The organism is Bowmanella dokdonensis (assembly GCF_017254865.1).
GTDB lineage: Bacteria > Pseudomonadota > Gammaproteobacteria > Enterobacterales > Alteromonadaceae > Bowmanella > Bowmanella dokdonensis.
In genome coordinates this window covers 61,466-76,127 of record NZ_JAFKCV010000018.1, presented here as the reverse complement: position 1 = coordinate 76,127, position 14,662 = coordinate 61,466, and the positions used below count along the sequence as shown (strand labels likewise).

9 protein-coding genes are annotated in these 14,662 nt (G+C 53.7%); 3 read left to right on the top strand and 6 right to left on the bottom strand.

Features of this window, described 5'->3' with window-relative positions; genetic code table 11:
- Positions 1 to 164 precede the first annotated feature (164 nt).
- Positions 165 to 2,642, bottom strand: a complete 2,478-nt coding sequence (locus J0A66_RS19760) for a PilZ domain-containing protein (protein WP_206575587.1) — start codon at positions 2,640 to 2,642, stop codon at positions 165 to 167.
- A 14-nt stretch (positions 2,643 to 2,656) separates the two neighbouring features.
- Positions 2,657 to 5,122 carry a PilZ domain-containing protein gene (locus tag J0A66_RS19755; RefSeq protein WP_206575586.1) on the bottom strand — a complete coding sequence of 822 codons (2,466 nt, stop codon included), beginning with the start codon at positions 5,120 to 5,122 and terminating at the stop codon, positions 2,657 to 2,659.
- Positions 5,123 to 5,278: 156 nt separating this feature from the next.
- Here J0A66_RS19755 and radA point away from each other — a divergent pair, with 156 nt between their 5' ends.
- Positions 5,279 to 6,643, top strand: coding sequence for a DNA repair protein RadA (gene radA, locus J0A66_RS19750; protein ID WP_206575585.1), 1,365 nt, complete (start codon positions 5,279 to 5,281; stop codon positions 6,641 to 6,643).
- Positions 6,644 to 6,823: 180 nt separating this feature from the next.
- Here the strand turns inward: radA and J0A66_RS19745 are convergent, their stop codons facing one another.
- Both J0A66_RS19745 and ettA read right to left on the bottom strand, forming a co-directional pair.
- Complete coding sequence (locus J0A66_RS19745; protein WP_206575584.1) at positions 6,824 to 7,201, bottom strand: PilZ domain-containing protein; 378 nt, start codon at positions 7,199 to 7,201, stop codon at positions 6,824 to 6,826.
- Positions 7,202 to 7,636: 435 nt separating this feature from the next.
- Positions 7,637 to 9,304 carry an energy-dependent translational throttle protein EttA gene (gene ettA, locus J0A66_RS19740; protein ID WP_206575583.1) on the bottom strand — a complete coding sequence of 556 codons (1,668 nt, stop codon included), beginning with the start codon at positions 9,302 to 9,304 and terminating at the stop codon, positions 7,637 to 7,639.
- 231 nt (positions 9,305 to 9,535) lie between these two features.
- Here ettA and glyA point away from each other — a divergent pair, with 231 nt between their 5' ends.
- Both glyA and J0A66_RS19730 read left to right on the top strand, forming a co-directional pair.
- Positions 9,536 to 10,792 carry a serine hydroxymethyltransferase gene (gene glyA / locus J0A66_RS19735; RefSeq protein WP_206575582.1) on the top strand — a complete coding sequence of 419 codons (1,257 nt, stop codon included), beginning with the start codon at positions 9,536 to 9,538 and terminating at the stop codon, positions 10,790 to 10,792.
- 129 nt (positions 10,793 to 10,921) lie between these two features.
- Complete coding sequence (locus tag J0A66_RS19730; protein WP_206575581.1) at positions 10,922 to 12,088, top strand: type 2 periplasmic-binding domain-containing protein; 1,167 nt, start codon at positions 10,922 to 10,924, stop codon at positions 12,086 to 12,088.
- Between the two features lie 18 nt (positions 12,089 to 12,106).
- On the opposite strand, the gene J0A66_RS19725 is transcribed toward J0A66_RS19730, so the two are convergent.
- Positions 12,107 to 13,747: a methyl-accepting chemotaxis protein gene (locus J0A66_RS19725; RefSeq protein WP_206575580.1), complete on the bottom strand. Its 1,641-nt coding sequence runs from the start codon at positions 13,745 to 13,747 to the stop codon at positions 12,107 to 12,109.
- Between the two features lie 430 nt (positions 13,748 to 14,177).
- Positions 14,178 to 14,651: a DUF6265 family protein gene (locus J0A66_RS19720; RefSeq protein WP_206575579.1), complete on the bottom strand. Its 474-nt coding sequence runs from the start codon at positions 14,649 to 14,651 to the stop codon at positions 14,178 to 14,180.
- Positions 14,652 to 14,662 lie beyond the last annotated feature (11 nt).

Genomic DNA, 14,662 nt, shown 5'->3' with positions numbered 1-14,662 from the left:
GCCAAGTGGTATATCGAAGAGTATTACAATACAGTAAGACGTCATGGGACACTCGGTGGAGTCAGCCCCATGGCATTTGAAAAACAATAGTTTGCAACCCGTGTCTACTTTATTGGGGGCAGATCATGTTTATCCCTTATCCCTTATCCCTTATCCCTTATCCCTTATCCCTTGTCACCCGCCCTGGCATTGGCCTCAATATGATGCTGATTAAAGCCGTATCGGTACATGGCCTCTGCCGTCACATCGACTATGTCTGCCACCGCTGCCACATTCCACAATTGTTCCTCCAGCATTTTTGCTTTATGCACGGCATAGGCCCCCACGTAGCTAAGCTCCGAATGCAGCAATGAGATGTCGGGACGGCCCGTTCTTGTCAGGAACAGACGGATGGCAAAGAATTGTCCCTTGCCCATGGCCACGCTGATAAATTCCCGGCGCTGCGCATCCGAATTGAATTGCTGGGCCAGACGTACGATAGTGGCTTGCTGAATACTGCGTGCCTGCGGATTGAAGGCCACGAACAGCTCGAAGGAGTGGGGTTTGTTGTGTGTGCGCAGATTCTTCAGTGTCTGCTCGATAAATTCCCGTCCGTCCAGCCGGGCAGCAAACAACGGGTAGAGGTTCAGTTGCTCCGGTTCGGCAAGATGTTTCAGCAACGGGAGCAGCGGGTGATGCAGGGGGGGCTCGGTGATGCTGTCCGGCTGGAACTGGACGCCGACCTTTTTGATAAACAGGGCGATATTCTGCACATTGGCTGCATAGATATTGCGCAGGGCTTCACCGATACCGGCCAGATCTTCCTGCTCGTGGGTGGGCTTCAGACTGCGCCTGTTGTTGCGGATCAATTCGACAAAAAAACTCCTGGCCACTGTGTCCTTTTCTTCTTCAGACTGGCGCAAGTGCAGGACATTGCGATCGTCACTGACCCGCACCACCTTGTATGGCAGTTTGGCCAGCTCATATTTATTGGTCAGTTGCTGCAACTTGGGGAAGCTCAGCTCCACTTCCGCCCCCACGTCCAGGGGAAACAGATTTTGTAACTCTATACGCAGGCCGCTGGGAGAAAAATCCTCGGTGACACCGCCAAGATCAAATTGAGCATGTGTCAATTCGACCGGTGTACGCAACAGGAAACGCGTTTCCCGACGCAGTTCCTGGTATTTGAACCTGTATGGCAGTATCTCAGGGGGACGCTTGTTGCGTGGATGGCAGAACACCTGCAGACCAGCCAGTTGTTGCTTGCTGAATTTGCGTTTCTGATAGGCCTGAATCGTCCATTCACTGGTCACATCCGTTAAAAGGACGATATGTTGCAGCCCCTTGAGCCTGGACAGCAATCTCGCTGAGGGGGGCTGATTCTGTCGTTTTATCTGCTCATTGACGCTGTCGGGCAGGGACAAAGGGGTATGGCATTGTTCCGGGAGCATGTCGCATAGCTGAGCCTTGTAGACACGCCAACTGGCCTTTCTTGAGCCATAGGACAGGAAGGCTCCCTTGAGCCCTTTGTTGGCGTCCAGTTCATCCATGCTGGCTGTATAGAAATAGACGCGGCCCTGGGTGACGTGGGTAAAGGTAAACAGATAGGTTTCCTGCTGTCCGGCTGGCCGGGCGGCCCATGCCTCCAGCCGGTTACGGGTGAACAGATAGCCAAGCTGCAGATCATTGACTTCATCGCGCCAATACTGGATGACCTCCCTGTTGCAGTCATTGGATAAAAGATAGCGGGGGTGCAGCTCGCCCAGTTCCCTACCGACAAACACAGGTACCGAGGTGAAATGGGGGATGTAATACTGCTCGAAACCCTTGGTCATAATGGCGTCGATGGTGTTATCCATATTGACCTTATAACGACGCTTGTTGCCCTGGATAAATCGCTCCAGAAAAGTGTCGAACCCTTTTTGATCCTGCTCGTAAAGACGCTTCAGCGACAAACGCTGTTCTTCCCGGCTACGGTCGATGTCCGTCAGCAGGTACTGCACCCCTTCTCCCCGCCGCAGACCATAATCCAGCTCCAGACCACGAAAATGAACGGTCAGCTTCTCGCCGGGCTTGAACATGTGCCTTTTGTGCACCTTGACTTTCAGGCCGCTGACCGAGATATCGACGCTGTTGGCATGCACTGACTCACGCAACTCGGTGAACAAGTCCACCGGCACCACGAAATTCATTCTCTCTTCGCGACGCTGATGGAAGCCGGAAAAACTGATCAGCGGCGTCTGGTAGCGGCTCTCAGGTGGCAGATCCTGATTAATCCCAGGCGTCTCAGCATTGTCCTGTTGAGACTTCTGATGCATGACGCGGAAATTGTTTTCGGTATTGGTGACAGCTTCATAGACACCAAGGGTGTAGCCGCCAAAACTGCGAACCTGGCGCTCGAACACTTCCTGGGCGGTATCGTCGAGGTAGTGGAGTATGCCGTCATGTTCGTAAGGGCGGCATTGGCCGTCCACCATCCCCCGTAAGTCAATGATTCGCTTGCAAGGCTTGGCCTGGCGCTTGAGCTCCATCTTGATCAGAAAACGTTTCGGGCGGGGCACCGAGGAGGCCACCTGAGACAGGATTTGGTTGAAGGCAGGCTCTTTGACCACCGGCTTCAGTTGTTCAATAAGATCCTGATATTGTTCTATGCCTGCGGCCATGCGCTTCCATATTGCTAAGCGGGATTATTTATATTATCGGACAAGTCAGCGTTTTCTTGTGCTTTGAAATCAAAACGTTGCAGCACTTCGTCACTGATGTCGAGGATTTCGCACACAATTCCGGCTTCCCATAGCCTGTCTTCCAGAGCCCTGGCCTTGTGGGACGCATACAGATTTATGTATTTCAACTCAGCTTCGAAGCCACTGGTGTCCGGCCGTCCGGTTCGGGTCAGTAACAGGCGGTAAGCCTCAAGGGTGCCTTTTTGCTGCGCAAGACTGATAAGTCGATTGGCCAACCCCTCATTTTCCAACTGATCTCTGAACAACACATTGACAGCCTTGCCGGGTTGTCTGGCATCTTTGACGATATAGAGTTCCAGGTGTCTGGCCTCTGCGGTGGCACTCAATCCCTTGAGTTGTTCAATAAAATAGCGTCCCGCCTCCCGGGTCAGCAACATGCTCAGATTGGCCGAACCAGCGGGACTCTCATGCAGACAATAGGCCGGGAAGCGGTGCTCAGGTCCAGGCAGCGCTATGGTGTCAGCCACGTAAGTCGCACCCTGGCGAACCATGAATAGGCAGGGATTGGCGGCACTGGTCACCATGATACGCTTGAGTGCCTCGCCCAGTTCGAGGGAATCCTGATGCTCTGGATCCTTTGCCAGCTTTCTTTTGTTTTTGTCCAGCAACTCGGTGAAAAACCGGGCAGCCTGTTCGCTGACTCCCTGCTCTGGCCGGTATAACTGCAAACTCAGAACTTTTTTCTCTGCATTCCAGTGCCTGACCTGGTAGGGAATATCTTTAAGCCTGTATTTCGTGGTCAGTTCCTGAAACTCGCCAAAACTGACCGTTAGCACATCTGGTGGGGTGATCTGACTGTCCAGGCGCAGTTTGATTCCATGACAGGATATATCCTCGGTCACTGCATCGATGCTGGTACCGGCAACAGAAAGCCTGGCCCTGGAGCTGAGCTTATATCTGTCTTCCTGGCGTAAGCTGCGGTACTGAAAACTGACGGCCTGAATCGGCTCCGGAGGTTGATTGCGAGGATGCGCCTGGGCTTTGAGTAAGGGGAGGTGCTGATTACTCAGAGGCAATGCCTGATACAATGTACGGGCCTTTTCGTCGGTGACATCGGTCAGCAGTATCAACCAGCGTAGATGCTTCATCAGCGACATCAACCTTGCCGAAGTGGGACGATTTAATTTGCGTATGGTCTGCCCCAGGCTGTCCGGTAGGGTGGAGGGAGCATGGGATTGATCCGCACTGACCCGCTGGCATTGCACGGTATAAACCCGCCAACTGGACTGGCGCGCGCCATAGGACAAGAATGTCTGATGCAATAACGGATTATTCTTCAGCTCTGACAAAGCGGCTGAATACCAGTAGTCGCGTCCATCGCGTTGGATACAAAAGCTGTACAACAGATCGGCTGAGTGCGCCCCCGGCCTAGCCCGCCATTTATTCAGGCGCCCTGGCCTGAACAGATAACCGAGCTGATTACCCGCCGCTTTCTGCCAGTGCAGGTACAAAGACTGGTTCCTGTCGTTGAGCAGCAGAAACCTAGGCTGTAACACCTTTTCATAATCATCAATGAAGACGGGCAAAGAGGAGGTGACGGTGGTGAAATATTGCTCGTACCCTTTTGCCAGCACTGCTTCGAAGGTGTTTTCCAGATTGACTTTGTAACGACGCTTATTTCCATGAATAAAAGTTTGCAGAAACTGGTCCATGCTGGAATCAAGGTTATCTGAGGTCCGGTTTAGACACAGATAGCAGTTGTCTTTTTTATATTCAGTGCGGACTACTTCATAGCCCAGACCGGACTTATCCAATACATAGTCCTGTTCCAGTCCACGAAAATACACTGTCAGTTTCTGGCCTGGGGTGAACCGCCTGGTCAGGCCAGTCTTTATTTGCAGGCCACTTACTGACAGATCGATGCTGGTTGCAGAAAAGTGCTCGGCTTTTTCATCGCGGACTTCCAGCTGTATGACAAAATTCATCCGCTCTTCCCGGCGCAGGGCATAATTGCGGAACAAAATGGTCTGGGCCAGATACCTGTCGCTCACAAGCCTGGCAGCATCTTTTTCCTGTGGGGGGCCAGCCTGGGCCGCACGGGCCTGTTCCTGCATAACCCGGTAATTGTTGGGCATCTGGTGCACGGCTTCATACACACCTTGTGTAAAGCCCCCATACAGGGTCAATTGGCGTTTGAATTCCTCCAGGGCAAGGCTGTCGAGATAGTGGGTGCGTTCCTGGAACTGAAATGGGTAGCACTGACCCTCCACGCTGCCACGCAGGTCAATGGTCCTGAGACAGGGTTTGGCCAGTCGACGCAACTCCATTTTGCATAAAAAACGCTCTGAGGCCGAACTTCCGGGCAGTGCGTCGAGCAGCACCTTGTCAAGGTTCGGTGATGACAACTGAGGGATCAGTTTTTCCTGCAATTCGACAGGGAGGGGATTGTTCGCTTTCATTATTCTTATAGTTTGTCGGCTACCAATCGGAAAATCCAAGACATTAGCCAGAAGAGAGAGCCTTGTCTAACACTTTTTCCCGGTCTGGCCAGGTAGGGAGTTTAGCGGCGAAAACTGGTATGCTTGCTCTTCTTACGATTCTTCTGATTTGGATATATGGCGAAAAGAAAAACTGCCTTTGTTTGCTCGGACTGCGGTGCCGAATTTCCCCGCTGGCAGGGGCAATGCAGTGACTGTGGCGGCTGGAATACCATTTCCGAATTTGTCATCTCGCCGGCTCGCCCTGCTGCGGACTCAAGACGCCAGGGCTATGCCGGTCAGACGGTGGCCCAGGTGCAAACCCTGAACAATATTGACCTGCAGGCCCTGCCGCGATTTTCTTCCGGCTTCAAAGAACTGGACAGGGTGCTGGGCGGTGGCGTGGTGCCGGGCTCGGCCATTCTGATTGGCGGCTCCCCCGGGGCAGGCAAGAGCACCTTGCTGCTGCAGACCATGTGTAACCTGGCCCGGGAAAAAGAGGCCTTGTATGTGACGGGGGAGGAGTCCCTGCAACAAGTGGCACTGCGCGCTCACCGGTTGGGGCTGCCCACTGACAGACTCAAATTACTGGCCGAGACCAGCATCGAAACCATTTGCGACCTGGCCCTGACCCACAAACCACAATTGATGGTTATTGATTCCATCCAGGTCATGCATGTGGCCGATGTGCAATCGGCTCCCGGCAGCGTCTCCCAGGTGCGTGAGAGTGCAGCCTATCTGACCCGCTTTGCCAAGCAGCATCACATTGCCATGTTGATGGTGGGGCATGTGACCAAGGACGGCAGCCTGGCCGGACCCAAGGTGCTGGAACACTGTATCGATTGTTCCATGATGCTGGAAGGAGACGGGGACAGTCGTTTTCGTATCCTGCGCGGGCAGAAGAACCGGTTCGGTGCGGTTAATGAACTGGGCGTATTTGCCATGACAGACAAGGGCCTGCGTGAAGTCAGTAACCCGTCGGCTATTTTCCTCAGCAGGGAGGAGGAGACCTCCCCCGGTAGCCTGGTGATGGTCATCTGGGAGGGGACCCGTCCCTTGCTGGTGGAAGTGCAGGCCCTGGTGGATTATTCGCAGATGGCCAATCCCAGACGTCTGGCGGTGGGACTGGAGCAGAATCGCCTCGCGATGCTGCTGGCCGTACTGCACCGGCACGGCAATATCCAGATGAATGATCAGGATGTGTTCGTGAATGTGGTCGGCGGCGTAAAAGTGTCAGAAACCAGCGCCGATCTGGCCCTGTTACTGGCGATGATTTCGAGTTTTCGTAACCAGGCCCTGCCCAGGGATCTGATTGTCTTTGGGGAAGTGGGGCTGGCTGGTGAGATACGCCCCGTGCCAAATGGTGCGGAGCGACTGGCCGAAGCGGCCAAGCACGGCTTTGCCCGGGCCATCGTGCCCAGGGCCAATGTACCTAAACAGCCCATCCAGGGGATGAAGATAACCGGTGTAAAGCGCCTCGGTGAGGCGTTGGAGGCAATCTGAGGGGGAATTTACTCCAAAACGCGGATAGATTGGATCCCTTTGCCCTCCTGCGGCTCGCCGTGTCTGGCGTAAATTTCTGCCTCACCCGGTTATTAGGAAAGGTTTTCCGGGGCGCGGCCGCCAGGACGCGAAAGGGAACAAGGTGCTGACTGTATTTCCTTGCAACTTTGTGAGCAGGTATTAAGTGCCTTTTTCCGGGGCGACCAGGGCATCCAGTTCCCGTTTCAGCAGAGAGTCGTCTCCCACATTAAGTTCCACTAGCCGACGCAACCGCGAGGCGCTGTCGATATCGATCATTTTGATCTTGATACCCAGTTGCTCATGCTCGGTATGACAGACTTCGCCCTCCAGCATAATACTGTTACCCATTCCAGGCAGGGTTAGGACCAGTAATATGGATTGTTGCCGATCCCCATCAAAGGGCGTGTCACATTCAATCAGCACCCCTTTGAGCGAGATATCCAACAGGCTGCATTGCCATTTCTTCATGCCCTGACGCATCTCTCCCGGTGCGGAAAAGACAATGCGGGTAAATTTTCGTCTGTTGTCTGCTGTCATCTTATTTAACCCAACCATGATAGCTTAAGCATAGTTGTATTTTTGCAAAATAACATCCAGACATTTCAGGCTAATTGTATGATTTTCTGGGTAAAACTCATCAGTGTTAGCGCTTTGGTCCAGAGAGAGCGGGCCTTGCAGGTCCCTCAGGAACCGCAGAGCAATGTCCAGGTAGGTGAGCCCTTTGCCTGCTTGACAATCACCAGGCCGGATATCGGTTCCTGCCCGGTCTTTTTCTACAGAAGCTGTGGCTTTGCCGCAGCTCGTTACGTCCTTAGTTGGTAATATTCTTATATTTCAAACGGTGGGCACGGGCTCTTTATCAGCCGCTACGCGTCCTGCTTCGCGGCTGCAAACACAAAGCCGGAAGTGAATTCCGGCTTTGTTTGTTTTTCTATTAAAAGTTGCGACTTCCTTTCGTAACTAGTCGGACCTTTACTTACTGATTTTTTTGTATTTCAGCCTGTGGGGCTCGACCACATCCTTACCAAAGTTTTCTTTCAGCCAGGCTTCGTAGTCGGTGTAGTTACCTTCGTAGAAGTTGACCTTGCCTTCGTCCCTGTAGTCGAGAATATGGGTGGCTACCCGGTCGAGGAACCAGCGGTCGTGCGAGATCACCATGGCACAGCCGGGGAATTCCAGCAGGGCATTTTCCAGCGCCCGCAGGGTTTCAACGTCCAGGTCGTTGGTGGGTTCGTCGAGCAGTAGTACGTTACCGCCTGCTTTCAACAGCTCTGCCAGATGCAGGCGGTTGCGCTCACCGCCTGACAGGTCTTTAACGAACTTCTGCTGGTCATTGCCCTTGAAGTTGAAGCGGCTGACATAAGCCCGGCTGTTGATTTCAAAGTTTCCGATACGCAGGATATCCTGGCCGTCAGACACTTGCTGGAACACGGTTTTGTTACCATCGAGGTGATCACGGAACTGATCCACACTGGTGAGCTTAACCGTCTCGCCGACGATGATCTCACCACTGTCTGGCTTTTCCACACCGCTGAGCATACGGAACAAGGTGGACTTACCGGCGCCGTTGGGACCGATGATCCCCACAATGGCACCCTTAGGCATGTTGAAGCTCAGATCGTCGATCAGCACCCGATCCCCGTAGGACTTGGTCAGGTTCTTTACTTCGATGACCTTGTCGCCCAGGCGTTCGCCCGGTGGAATAAACAGCTCGTTGGTCTCATTACGCTTCTGATAATCGCCTTGGGACAATTCCTCAAACCTGGACATCCTGGCCTTACTCTTGGCCTGACGGCCCTTGGCATTGCTGCGTACCCATTCCAGTTCCTGCTTGATAGAGCGCTGGCGGGCTTGTTCAGTCTTCTCCTCCTGCTCCAGGCGCTTGTCTTTTTGTTCCAGCCAGGATGAATAGTTGCCCTCCCAGGGAATACCATATCCGCGGTCCAGTTCCAGGATCCAGCCGGCGACATTATCGAGGAAATAGCGGTCGTGGGTAATGGCTACCACAGTGCCTTCGTAATCGTGCAGGAACCGCTCCAGCCAAGCCACCGACTCGGCATCCAGGTGGTTGGTGGGCTCGTCGAGCAGCAGCATATCGGGTTTTTCCAGCAACAGGCGGCACAGGGCCACCCGGCGACGTTCGCCGCCTGACAGCTTGGACACATCCGCTTCCCAGGGCGGCAGGCGCAGGGCATCGGCGGCACGCTCCAAGGCATGGTCCAGGTTATGACCGTCTTTGGCCTGAATGATGGCTTCCAACTCGCCTTGCTCCTTGGCCAGGGCGTCGAAATCTGCGTCTTCTTCTGCGTAGGCGGCATACACTTCGTCAAGGCGTTTAAGGGCATGCACTACATCGGCAAAGGCTTCTTCGATATTGCCGCGCACGTCCTTGCTTTCGTCCAGTTTGGGTTCCTGGGGCAGATAGCCGATGTTAATACCGGGCTGGGGCCGGGCTTCTCCCTCTATATCTGTGTCTATACCGGCCATAATGCGCAGCAGGGTGGATTTACCGGCGCCGTTGAGACCCAGTACTCCGATCTTGGCCCCCGGGAAAAAGCTAAGAGAGATGTTCTTCAGGATTTCGCGCTTGGGTGGGACGATTTTGCCAACCCTGTGCATGGTATAAACGTATTGAGACATAGATTGCTTCGCAGCTGATTTCGGATGGCGGCTATTCTAAACCAGATGCGGCAGGTGACGAAAGGCGGGCAAGAGGCTGTTTAGAACAGATAGTTGAAAGATATGGCATATCGGCTTAGGGTCAATGCGCCGCCGACTATGTACATCCGGGGCAAAATGGCTAGAATATGCCCTCCCATCCGCTGACCCGTCCGGCCCCAAATTGACGCTGGCAATACCCGAGGAGAGACCATGCTTTCACGAAATATGAATATCAAAGATTTCGATCCTGAATTGTTTCAGGCCATCCAGAATGAAACCCAGCGCCAGGAACATCATATTGAGCTGATTGCCTCGGAAAACTATTGCAGCCCCAGGGTACTTGAGGCGCAGGGTTCACAGCTGACCAACAAATATGCAGAGGGCTATCCACACAAGCGCTACTACGGTGGTTGTGAGTATGTGGATGTGGCCGAAGATCTGGCCATTGAGCGTGCTAAGCAGTTATTCGGTGCAGATTATGCCAATGTGCAGCCGCACTCTGGCTCTCAGGCAAACAGCGCCGTATTTATGGCCCTGCTTAATGCCAATGACACTGTGCTGGGCATGAGTCTGGCCCACGGCGGCCACCTGACTCACGGATCCCATGTGAATTTTTCCGGTAAGACCTACAAGGCTGTCCAGTATGGTCTGAATGAGCAAACCGGTGAGGTGGATTACGCCCAGGTGGAAGCCCTGGCCCTGGAGCATAAGCCGAAGATGATTATCGCCGGCTTCTCTGCCTATTCCGGCATTATGGACTGGTCGAAATTCCGCGCCATCGCCGACAAGGTCGGTGCTTACCTGCTGGTGGATATGGCCCATGTCGCCGGCCTGGTGGCTGCCGGTCTGTATCCTAACCCTTTGCCCCACGCTCATGTGGTCACTACCACTACCCATAAGACCCTGGCAGGACCACGTGGCGGCCTGATCCTGTCCTCCTGTGGCGATGAAGACATCTACAAGAAACTTAACAGTTCGGTGTTTCCCGGCAACCAGGGTGGTCCCCTGTGCCATGTTATTGCTGCCAAGGCGGTGGCCTTCAAAGAAGCCCTGCAGCCTGAGTTCAAGGAGTATCAGAAGCAGGTGGTGGTGAACGCCAAGGCAATGGTGTCAGTGATGCAGGAGCGCGGCTACAAAGTGGTATCAGGCGGTACGGAAAACCATCTGTTCCTGCTGGATCTCATCGATAAGGACATTACAGGCAAAGACGCGGATGCGGCATTGGGACGGGCCAATATCACGGTGAACAAGAATTCTGTTCCCAACGATCCCCGCTCCCCCTTTGTCACCAGCGGCCTGCGTATCGGCAGTCCGGCTATTACCCGCCGCGGCTTCAAGGAAGAGCAGGCCAAACAAGTGGCCAACTGGATCTGTGACGTGCTGGACAATATGGGCGACGAGGCGGTGATTGAGCGTATCAAGGGCGAAGTCGTGGCCTTATGTGATCGATTCCCGGTTTACGCCTGATTCCTGTAGGGTGATCGACCTCAGAAAGCGCAGCTCCGGCTGCGTTTTTTGGTTTCATATCAGGTAATAGGTGCCGGGGAACTCCTATACTCTGCATCAGGACATTTTCAATTTTCAGGGGATGAAAACATGTCAGTGACCCTTCCTCATATCGCCACCTTGTTGATGGCAATCGCTCAGCCCCAGTTCCTGACATTGGCCACGCAGAGTCAGTCCCCTCAACAATTGCTGAACCAAACCGAAAGCGACACCCGTTCCGTGGCGACGATCCGGTGCATTCTTGATAAGGAGCAGGTGCAGTCTGAAATACTGATGCTGCCCTGGGCCCGGGCGAAAAGAGAACTGGCAGAAGGGAATGTGGATGGAGTATTTCTCACTTCAGTGGGTGAGGTTGAAGAAGGAATCGGCTCTTTTCCCATGGTACTGGAAAAGTGGTATGTCTACCAAAGACTAGCCGGGAAGAGCGGGGGACAAAGCCACAGGTTGGGAGTGGTCAGGGGCAGTGATGTGGAAAGCTGGTTGCTGGAACACAACCGGGTCCCTTATCTCAAAGCCCGGGACATGCATCAGTTGCTGCAACAATTTGTCGCTGGACGCATCGATTACTTCGTTGCGGATGACTTGCAAGTCAAGACGTTGTTGCACTCGGAGCCTCAGAATCTGTCGATCCGATTTTTACGCTATCGTGCCAAGAATGTGACCTTCTCCCATCAATTTCATCAAAAGTATCCCGATTTCATCACCCGTTTTAACCGGCGCATCGGGGAATGCAATCCCCAGATAACCCAGCTGTCACCTCTGGAAAGGCAGCAGGCAATTAAGTATGTGGAAGATCAGGTCATCCCCGCTTTGGATCAAGGCTTCCGCGAGGAACTCAGTGCCCGCCTCGGGCACCAGGCACCCTCCCCGGGGGAAGAAATTGCCCTCAGGGAGGCGACCTGGCGGGAAGAGTTAAAATCAGGCGAGTATCGTTTGATTGCGGAGTCCTTGGACAATCCCCTGGCGGAACGACTCAAGGTCATACAGGCGGGGCTGCCTGCCGTCGGTGAGCTGATGGTAACCCGTGACAACGGTGAGCTGCTGGCCGTTTCCCGGGTGACGTCCGACTATTGGCAAGGGGACGAAGCGAAGATTACCGATCTGGGGCACAAAGCCATCGAGGTGGGTGACTTAGAATATGACGAGTCCACGTCCAGCTTCGTAGCTCATGTCAGTGTCCCGCTTCAGTCACCACAAGGGCGGGCCATTCTGGTAGTGGGTCTGTCCCTGGAGCGAATATTGATTGGTGAGCTGTAGCACCGGTATAGCTTCGTCCTACACTTTGAAGCGGCCAACATTCTCATTCAGGCCGGAAGCCATATGGGCGATATCATCCGAGACCTTTTTAGTATTGCGGACCACGCTGACGCTCTGCTGGGACAGACTGTTTAACACCGTGACATTCCTGTTAATCTCGTCTACCACCTGGCTCTGCTCTTCGGTTGCCGTGGCAATCTGATAAATCATGTCGTTGGTCTGGGTAATGGCGGCATCGACCTGGTCCAGGGACTCCTGGATACGTCGTGACATCTCCACCACGTTGTCTACCTGGCTGGTGCCCGTAGTCATGGCATTGACCGCTTCCGTCACGCCATTTTCCAGGCCGACAATCATTCGCTGGATGTCTTCTGTGGATTGCTGGGTGCGACTGGCCAGGGTCCTGACTTCATCGGCAACCACAGCAAAGCCGCGACCCTGCTCGCCTGCCCTGGCTGCCTCTATGGCAGCATTGAGAGCCAGCAGATTGGTTTGCTCTGCAATCCCCCGGATCACGTCCAGCACCTTGACGATGCTCTTGGATTCATCGGCAAGTTTGCTGATCACCTGACTGGCGTGGGTGACGGCCGATGAGAGTTTGTTGATGCTGGAGATGGATTCGTCCACCACCACGCCCGACTGTGAAGCCTTATCTTTTGCCTGGCGGGTTTCCCCCAGCGCTGTCTGTGAGTTGTTCGCCACTTCATGCACGGCGTGGGTCAACTGGTTGACGGCGGTGGCAATCTGATCAAGATTGTTGTTCTGCTCGGAAGATATCTGTTCACTTTCCCTGGCTGAATCATTGAGTTTGACCACCGCCTTATCCAGGGTTTCCGTATCGCCTTTTATCATGCTGATAAGCTGCTGAAGTTTGTTCATCAGGTTATTGAAAGTACCGGCCAGTTTGGACAATTCATCCTTGCCGCTGCTATCCAGGCGACCACGAAGATCCCCTTCTCCTTCGCTGATGGTGGCGATCATAGTATCCAGTTCGTGGACCCGGGTGGTAACCAGTTTGGGGCCCCATACCATACTGGCGACACAGGCAATGATTACCAGCAGGGTGACGACGATCAGGATATTCCGCTGACGATCCCCGGCGGCCTTCGCTTCGCTGGTAATCCTGTCTGCCACCTCTTTAATCCTGGCACCAGTCACATCATAATGGTTGCGCAGGCGGTTGAAGTTGCTCATGACCTCGGTACTGTTGAAGGTGGCGGCTTCAGCCACATTGCCGCTGTCCGCCAGGGTAAAGACCTGCTTGGCCGATCTGAACCAGGCCTGATAGTCCTCGTCGAAATCCCGGTTGACTTCTGCAATCTCGGGGTATCCCTCCATCAGCGCTCGCACGCGATTCATTCTGTCCAGCGCTTGTTGGGCATTTTCATTGAAGTCTTTTTGATCCTGCGCTGTTTGTCCCAGACCCAGGCTTTTCTTGGTGACATAGTTCTGGCTGGCAGTGAGGGCCTGGTAGAGATCGCGATCGGCATTTAAGCCTGTATCTATTGCACTGATAAAGGTGGTGGACAGCAAATGGGCGTCCGCCGAGAGTCGTTTGCCATTATTCATACTCAGTATGCTGACCAGCACCACCAGTATGCTGACGGCCAGAAGAGGGATGGAAAACTTGGTCCGGATAGTCAGATCATTGAGGGTCATGAGACGGTTCCTTCCTCCGAAAAGCTGATAGGCTGCCTGTAACAGTAGTGCAATAAACATAGCCCAAGTAAATGAAGTACAAAACATTTTTCGCTTTTATTCTTAGTGGTACCTCTGAAAACAGGCGCTAATCTGAGGCGTCGCAGACAAGCCGGCACGTCGTAATTTTCTTGCCTGATGCAGCCCGTCCAGCTAACTGCTTTGCGGTGCACAGATGAGAAGAAGGTTGCTTGTATCACCCTTGTTTGTAGTGACCCAACCCAGGGTATATATCAGGGGCAGCAACAGACCGAATTGAATGTTTGCCGGTGAAGGGGGAAAGCGTTGCCGACGTCGTATACGGGCTGCTTGGGCACTGGGTACGGATTATTACCGTACCTGAACACTGTTATCCGGCCATGGGTTTTAAGCACAAGCTGGCCTTGGACTTCTAATCCACCTCTTTGCTTCGGTCAGGGTCAAAGGTCAGATCGAACCCCTGGCCGTTCAGATCCTCAACCCTGACACTGAGCTGTCCTGAGCTTAACAGGCGATAGGCTATTCTCTGCGGGAAATCATGGCCGGGATTCTCAAACTGTGCGAAAGCTCCGCTGCATCCAGTCATTCTGAAGGGAACGGGCATTGGATTTTCTGCCACCTTGGCCAGATAAAAAACTCCATCGCCCATCAGGGTCAGATACAGATACTCCACTGAGTGGCCTTTGTCACTGAATGTTTCGCCTGTTCCTTCAAAGGTCAGCCCGCTGACCTGCTGCCAGCGCTCACTGACCCGGCGATGGTCATTTTGCGTGTGCCAGTCACCCAACAGCCACTGGAGTTGACCAAGACTCTTGCAGTCCTTGCCCAAGACACCGGGGGTGAAAAGCATACAGCTCAGCAAACAGGAAGCCAGAAGTAAACGCATGGGGTTTGGCT

What these genes read in the sequence shown, in the direction of transcription:
- J0A66_RS19755 (WP_206575586.1), bottom strand. Translation starts at nt 5,122, where the DNA reads ATGAAAGCGAACAATCCCCTCCCTGTCGAATTGCAGGAAAAACTGATC.
- ettA (WP_206575583.1), bottom strand. Translation starts at nt 9,304, where the DNA reads ATGTCTCAATACGTTTATACCATGCACAGGGTTGGCAAAATCGTCCCA.
- J0A66_RS19730 (WP_206575581.1), top strand. Translation starts at nt 10,922, where the DNA reads ATGTCAGTGACCCTTCCTCATATCGCCACCTTGTTGATGGCAATCGCT.
- J0A66_RS19720 (WP_206575579.1), bottom strand. Translation starts at nt 14,651, where the DNA reads ATGCGTTTACTTCTGGCTTCCTGTTTGCTGAGCTGTATGCTTTTCACC.
- radA (WP_206575585.1), top strand. Translation starts at nt 5,279, where the DNA reads ATGGCGAAAAGAAAAACTGCCTTTGTTTGCTCGGACTGCGGTGCCGAA.
- J0A66_RS19760 (WP_206575587.1), bottom strand. Translation starts at nt 2,642, where the DNA reads ATGGCCGCAGGCATAGAACAATATCAGGATCTTATTGAACAACTGAAG.
- J0A66_RS19745 (WP_206575584.1), bottom strand. Translation starts at nt 7,201, where the DNA reads ATGACAGCAGACAACAGACGAAAATTTACCCGCATTGTCTTTTCCGCA.
- J0A66_RS19725 (WP_206575580.1), bottom strand. Translation starts at nt 13,747, where the DNA reads ATGACCCTCAATGATCTGACTATCCGGACCAAGTTTTCCATCCCTCTT.
- glyA (WP_206575582.1), top strand. Translation starts at nt 9,536, where the DNA reads ATGCTTTCACGAAATATGAATATCAAAGATTTCGATCCTGAATTGTTT.